The sequence below is a fragment of the Sandaracinobacteroides sp. genome (assembly GCF_057137845.1).
On the sequence record NZ_DBNHFX010000098.1, the window covers coordinates 1 to 6,138 of the forward strand.

5 protein-coding genes and 1 pseudogene are annotated in these 6,138 nt (G+C 66.5%); 2 read left to right on the top strand and 4 right to left on the bottom strand.

The window, feature by feature from the left end; all coding sequences use genetic code 11:
- Positions 1–518: pseudogene (locus tag AC16JP_RS05095) on the top strand (hypothetical protein); the annotation flags it as partial.
- Between the two features lie 109 nt (positions 519–627).
- On the opposite strand, the gene AC16JP_RS05100 reads toward AC16JP_RS05095, so the two are convergent.
- The 4 genes from AC16JP_RS05100 to AC16JP_RS05115 all read right to left on the bottom strand — a co-directional run bounded on the left by AC16JP_RS05100 (position 628) and on the right by AC16JP_RS05115 (position 5,753).
- Positions 628–3,330, bottom strand: a complete 2,703-nt coding sequence (locus AC16JP_RS05100) for a TonB-dependent receptor domain-containing protein (protein WP_484339524.1) — start codon at positions 3,328–3,330, stop codon at positions 628–630.
- A 109-nt stretch (positions 3,331–3,439) separates the two neighbouring features.
- Positions 3,440–4,090 carry a DsbA family protein gene (locus AC16JP_RS05105; RefSeq protein ID WP_484339525.1) on the bottom strand — a complete coding sequence of 217 codons (651 nt, stop codon included), beginning with the start codon at positions 4,088–4,090 and terminating at the stop codon, positions 3,440–3,442.
- Positions 4,087–5,322: a TCR/Tet family MFS transporter gene (locus AC16JP_RS05110; RefSeq protein ID WP_484339526.1), complete on the bottom strand. Its 1,236-nt coding sequence runs from the start codon at positions 5,320–5,322 to the stop codon at positions 4,087–4,089. The genes AC16JP_RS05105 and AC16JP_RS05110 overlap by 4 nt, the downstream gene beginning before the upstream one ends.
- The gene (locus tag AC16JP_RS05115; RefSeq protein WP_484339527.1) at positions 5,319–5,753 is read right to left on the bottom strand and encodes a hypothetical protein; all 435 of its coding nucleotides are present in this window, start codon (positions 5,751–5,753) and stop codon (positions 5,319–5,321) included. Before AC16JP_RS05115 ends, AC16JP_RS05110 begins: the two co-directional genes overlap by 4 nt.
- Positions 5,754–5,830: 77 nt before the next feature.
- On the opposite strand from AC16JP_RS05115, the gene AC16JP_RS05120 reads away from it, so the two are divergent.
- The gene (locus tag AC16JP_RS05120; protein ID WP_484339528.1) at positions 5,831–6,073 is read left to right on the top strand and encodes a sulfurtransferase TusA family protein; all 243 of its coding nucleotides are present in this window, start codon (positions 5,831–5,833) and stop codon (positions 6,071–6,073) included.
- The last annotated feature ends 65 nt before the right edge of the window (positions 6,074–6,138 follow it).

The following is a 6,138-nucleotide window of genomic DNA, read 5'->3' on the forward strand; positions in this document are numbered from 1 at the left end:
CGCCCGCCAGTTACGCATCCGGGCCGCTTCCGGCCGAAGGGCTGTTCCTGAGCGGATTGAACGGCCTGCCGGTCAGGATCAGTGTCGAGGGAACGAAGGTTCGCGCCAATGACGCAGAGCTTGAGCCCGCCGGGCCGGGCCGCTGGCAGCGAGGCGACATGACCTATGTGTTCGACGGCAACGGTGGCCTCGTCGTGGAAACCACCGGCGAACGCATCCCCTATCAGCCGGTTGAGCCGGTCACCTCGGTTGCGGTGGCACCCTATGTCGGCCGCTATTGCGGCGTGGACAACGACTTCTGCCTGCTGGTCCGCACAGCCGCCGACGGGACGTTGCAGTTCGTACCCTCGTCGCGGCCCGGAATGAAGCCGCAGGCACTGACACCGCTGTTCGCCGACGGGTTCTCCGCCGGAAACGGCAATGTTCTGCGCTTCGTGCGTGATCGCAGGAAGCAGATTACGGGCGTCCGCTACAACGACGGTCGGGCCTGGAACGTCGCGTTCAGTCGGACGAAGTAGTTGAAACGCAAACCGGGCTGGCCAGGGAACCGCCCCGCCAACCCGGATTTGATTCAGCAGTGTCGGGAACGACAAAGGGGCGCCGGCGTAGTCGGCGCCCCTTTGTCGATCAGAACCTGAGCGATGCGCCGACCGAGAAGTAACGCCCGAGCTGGTCGTAATGGATCTGGCCGCTGGTCGTCAGCGGCGGGGCCACGTCGAACAGGTTGACGATATTGCCGAAGAAGGTGAACGGCCCGGTCCGGACGCGGCCGCCGAGGTCGAAGTAGGTTTTGGCGGAGATCGCGTTGTTGGCGATGCTGACCTGCTGGTCATAGAGGCCGCCGGACACATGGCGCACGCGCAGATCAAAGCTGCTGCCGTTGTTTTCGTAGGTCATGACGCCGTTCACGCGCCAGCGCGGAACGCCAGACGTGCCGTCGCCCACGCTGCCGACCGTTTCCAGCACCGTCAGCCCGTCGTCGGATGTGCGGGTGCCGGTGTAGGTGCCGATCGCACGCAGCCTGAGCGAGCCGTTTGCGTTCGAGAACAGGTTCGACAGCGGGAACTGGTAACGGGCCTCGAAGTCGACACCGTCGGTCTTCAGTTGGGCGAAGTTCACGAAGGTGGCGTAGATCGTGGTGATCTGGCCGCCCTGCCGTTCGATCTGGTTGCACATCGCCGTCATGCCCTTGAAGCAGCGGGTCACGATGTCTTGCGCCGTCGGCGTGACGATGATGCCATCGATGTCGATGCGGTAATAGTCGATCGACAGTTGCAGCCCGCGCACTGCGTCGGGCGACCAGGTGGCGCCTGCGGTAAAGGTCTGCGCGACTTCCGGTTCAAGGTTCTCGTTACCGCCGCCATAGCGCACGACTGCGGCCGTCCCGCCCGTCCACGGGTCGGCAACGGTGCTGTAGGTCGTCGTGCGGGTGGTGAACAGTTCCGAGAGCGCCGGCGAGCGGATGTCGCGCGAACGGGTGACGCGCAGCATCAACTGGTCGAACAGGCGGGCGGTGCCGCCCAGCTTCCACGACCAGATGCCACCGGTGTTGGAATAATCGGAATAGCGCGCCGCGCCGTTCACAGCGATTTCGGCGACGTCCTGCATGTCGAGGAGCGGCACCGTTGCTTCGGCAAAGCCTTCCTTGACGTCGAACGAGCCGTCGAGCGGCGAGAAGTTCAACTGCGTGAAGCCCTTGTTGAGCGAGATCGGATCGATGTCGAGCGAGGAGATGCCTTCACGGCGCGCTTCGAAACCGGCCGCGACCGCAACCGGCCCCGCCCACAGCGAGAAGGCCTCGCCCCGGATGCTGGCGCCGCCGCTGTCGAGGGTGGTTTTCGTGCCGCCAGAGGCGCTGGCGAACGCGTACTTCACCGCTTCCGGCGAGGCGTTGCCCGAACCGAAGACGTTGAGCGGGCGGCAGGCGGTTGATGGGTCGGTCAGCGCGACACGGCAGACGATGTTGCCGTTTGCATCGCGCACGGCGTCGATCGCCTGGGCGAAGTTGGTGGTGACGCGCTGGTTGTCATAGCCGCGCAGGTCGCGGAATTCGCCGTGGCTGAAGAACAGGCCATATTTCCAGCGGCCGTCGGCGAACGATCCGTCCAGCCCGACGCCGCCTTCCCATGTGCTGCGGCGATAGTTGAAGATGCGCTGGCCGTAATCGGTGAAGAAGCGGCCCATCTTGAAGCTGGTCTGGCCCGCTGCAAGCAACTGGTTGCGGATTTCCGGGCGCAGGAACGGGTTATCGCGCGAGAAGGTGAGGTTGCCGCGCGCGACTTCCGAGTAGAACAGATATTTGGCCGAGATGTTGCTGTACAGCCCATCCACCCAGAGCGTCGCGGAATCGCTGACATCATAGGAAAGGCGGGCGTAGCCGTTGTAGCGTTCGTAGGGCGCCGTCATCGACCGCTCGCCGCTGGTCGACATGCCCTCGCCGCCGACCATCAGCGTCGCGTTGCGGGGGTTGCCGAACTGGAACGGGCGCAAGGTGCCGTCGGCGTTGAATGTCTGCCCGGCCAGTGCGCCGTTCACGATCAGGCCGCCGGTGCTGGCGTCGGCGAAGTTCACGTCGGGCATCAGGACGAACTGTGCTTCGCCGTTGCCGGGGGCATAGGCCGGATTCGGGAACAGCGCGGTGCTGCCGACATTCTCGCGGCTGAAACGGTCGAATGCGCCCATTTCCCTGGCCCAGCTACCGCCGATCATGAAGTGCGCGCGGTCGTCGGCAAAGCTGGTGCCGTAGCTTGCATCGACCGAGTAGCGGGCGGCGTCGCCACGGCTGGCGATGCCGGTTTGCGCATCCAGCCTGATGCCCTTCATTTCCTCGTCGAGGATGATGTTGACGACACCGGCGACGGCGCCCGAGCCATAGGCAGCGGCAGCGCCGCCCGTCACCACATCGACCCGCTTCACCAACTGCATCGGGATGAAGTTCAAGTCGTTGGTGCCGATCGAGCGGCGGCCGTTCAGCAGCGTCAGCGTCCGGATCGAGCCGAGGCCGCGCAGGTCGGCGGCGGTCGTGCCGGAATTGGTGTTGGCGTTGGTGGTCTGCGGCGTCGTGGTCGCGCGGAACTGCGGCATGTCGTTCAGCGCCTGGGCGATGCCGGGGCGTCCGCCGAGCCTCAGGTCGATCGCGTCGACGACGGTGGTTGGCGTCGGCGATTCAAAACCGCCGATGTCGATGCGGGATCCGGTGACGACGATCACGTCGCTGCTGTCGGGCACGTTGCCGTCGGCGGCCTGCGCGAAGGCGGGGGCCGCCGACAGGGCAATCGCAAGGGCAAGGGTGCGGCCGCTGATGCCGCGGCAAAGGTCTGCGTGTCGCATCGTTTATTCCTCTGGAAGCTTCCCTGATGACACGGCAGCTTTCCCTTCCCGACGCCGGAGCGCCAGCCAAAGGGCATGTGCAGCCTATAACCCGTGGTTAGAGTTTGGTTCAGTCCAGCTTGCGGGCGCGGTCGATCGCGCGCTGGAAATTGCGCGCCGAAGCTGCTCCGCGCAACAGCACGCGGCCGATCAGATGGCCGGGGGTGCCGCCCAGCCCAAGCGCAAAGGCATGCACCGCGTTCCGGCTGAGCGCGCCATCGATAGCAGGACCATGCACGTCAAGCGCCCGGCGCAGTTCGTCGACGCTGCCGCCTGCGGCTTCCATTACGGCTTCGGCGGCGGCCTGATCTGCGGTGCCGCCCTGCATCAACCCCGCATGCACCGGAAGATACAGGCCCTGCCGGTCTGCCGCGATCGCAGCGCGGGCGGCAGCGCGGCTGGTGTCGCCGAAAATCGGCCAGTCGAGGAACCTGAGGCGGGTGTTTCCGTCGGCTTTGATGGCGGCCATCATGTCGGCGTGGGCGATCCGGCAGGCGGGGCAGTTGAAGTCGGTGAAGACGATGAACGTCACGTCGCCGCGAAGGTTTCCTGCCTCGGGGCCGGGTTCCGCGCGCGCTGCGGCAACGGTCGGGCTATTGTCGACTACGGTGCCCACTGGCTGCATCCGGCGGAGCGCCCAGCCGCCCGTAGCCGCCGCGCCCGCCATGCCGCCAAGCACCAGCAGTTCGCGGCGCGACACGGGGGCGGGTCTGGCGGTCATTCCTCGCTCGGGCGGCCCGACGCCAGCAGCGCTAGCGCACATGCCGTCAGCAGCGCTGACAGGGCAAAGGGCATGCCGGGCAGGTTGGCGGCTGCACCTTCACCGGAAAAGCGCGTGAACACATAGGCAAAGACCGGCGGCCCGATGATGATCGTCAGGGATGCCAGCGTAGAGAGCGCGCCCTGCAATTCGCCCTGCCGGTCGGCGGCGGCACCATGCGTCATCATCGCCTGCAACGATGGCACCGTCAGCCCGCCGATCGCACTGACGGCCAGCCCGACATAGGCAAGCAGCGGCTGGTCGGCGAAAAAGAAAATGACGTAGGATGCCGTGCCGCCGGCAATCCCCAGAATTGCGGTTTTCCGTTCGCCGAACCGGCTGACCGCGCGCCGAACGCCAAATCCGTTCACCAGCACCGCCATCACGCCAACGAACGTCAGCGACAGGCCGATCGCAAACGGCGCCCACGAATAGCGGTAGGCGGCGACATAGCTCCAGATACCCTGCAGGGCCTGCATGGCCAGCATCCACAGGAAATAGACGATCGCCAGACGCCGCAAGTCGCCGCCAAGCCTGCCCAGCCTGCCGAGGCTTCCGGCCACATTGGCGCGCTTCCAGTCGAACGGTTGGCGGCGTTCGCGCGGGTGGCTTTCGGGCAGCAGAAAATAGCCCGACGCCATGTTCAGCCCGGCAAGCGCCGCTGCCGCCAGAAACGGCCAGCGCGGGTGAACCGCGCCGATCACACCGCCCATCGCCGGGCCAAGCACGAACCCGACCCCGAATGCGACACCAAGCAGCCCGAACGTCTGCGCACGGCGTTCGTGCGGGGTGATGTCGGCGATGTAGGCGTTGGCAGTGGCGATGCTGGCGCCGGTCATGCCGGCCAGAATGCGGGCCAGAAACAGCAGCCACAAGGTGTGCGCGAAGGCGACGATCAGCATGTTGATGGCAAAACCAGCCATCGAGATCAGCAACACCGGCCGCCGCCCATAGGCATCGGACAGGCCGCCAAGGACCGGCGAGAACAGGAACTGCGCCAGCGCATAGGACATGATCAGCCAGCCGCCGATACCGGCGGCCTTGCTGGGATCGACATGGCCGACTTCGGCCACCAGCGTCGGCAGCACCGGAATGATCAGCCCGAAGCCGATCACGTCCATCAGGATCGTCAGCAGAATGAAGGCGAGCGGGCCACGCGGGATCGACGGCGCCGCGCTGGTGGCAGTGCTCAAGCGCCTCCGCCCAGCTTGCCGTGCGCGCGTTCGTAGGCTTTCATGTCGCCCGAGGCGAGGAGCGCTGCCTGCGCCTGCCACTGGTCGCGCTCGGGGCGGCCCTGGAACTGCCCCAGTTCAGCATCGACCAGCGCCAGTTGCGCCGGGGTCCACTGCGCTATCTGGCGGTAGTGGAACACACCCAGTTCCTGCAACCGCGCCTGAAGCTTCGGGCCGAGGCCCTTGATCCGCCCGAGATCATCGGGCTGGCCTTCGGGCGCCGCAAGAAACGGCGACGGTGTGTAGGCTGGCGGCGTTTCCGGCAGCGGCGCTGCTTCGGGCGGTGCGGGGGTTTCCGTCGCCGTCGGGTTGCGCATCATGCGAACGGCGACGATGATCGCCAGTACGAGCAGCAGAACGCCTGCAAGGATGAGCATCTGGTTCTGGGTCATCGGATGGCGATGACGCGGGCGGCGCGGCCGGTCAAGCCCGGATCGCCCATGGTTTTGCGCCAGTGCGGCAAGGCGCTATGGCTGGCGATATGCACGAACCCGGCCCGACACCTGCCGTCGAAGTGGATGCGCGCGGCCTGAAGTGCCCGTTGCCTGCGCTCCGCCTTGCGCGCGCCATCCGCGAGGGAGGGGCAGGGCGCTATCTGCTGCACGCCGACGACCCTGCCGCACGGAAGGACATCCCGGCACTGTGCGCCGAGCGTGGGTGGCTGCTCGGGGCTGCCGGGGAAGGCTGCTACAGCGTTTCAGTCGACGACTGAGCACGCCTCTCCGGCGACGCGCAGGCGGGCGCAGATATCTCTGGCGGCGGACGCCGATGCGGCGG

Coding starts and splice junctions, on each gene's coding strand:
- AC16JP_RS05105 (WP_484339525.1), bottom strand. CDS start 4,090: ATGACCGCCAGACCCGCCCCCGTGTCGCGCCGCGAACTGCTGGTGCTT.
- AC16JP_RS05120 (WP_484339528.1), top strand. CDS start 5,831: ATGGCTGGCGATATGCACGAACCCGGCCCGACACCTGCCGTCGAAGTG.
- AC16JP_RS05115 (WP_484339527.1), bottom strand. CDS start 5,753: ATGACCCAGAACCAGATGCTCATCCTTGCAGGCGTTCTGCTGCTCGTA.
- AC16JP_RS05100 (WP_484339524.1), bottom strand. CDS start 3,330: ATGCGACACGCAGACCTTTGCCGCGGCATCAGCGGCCGCACCCTTGCC.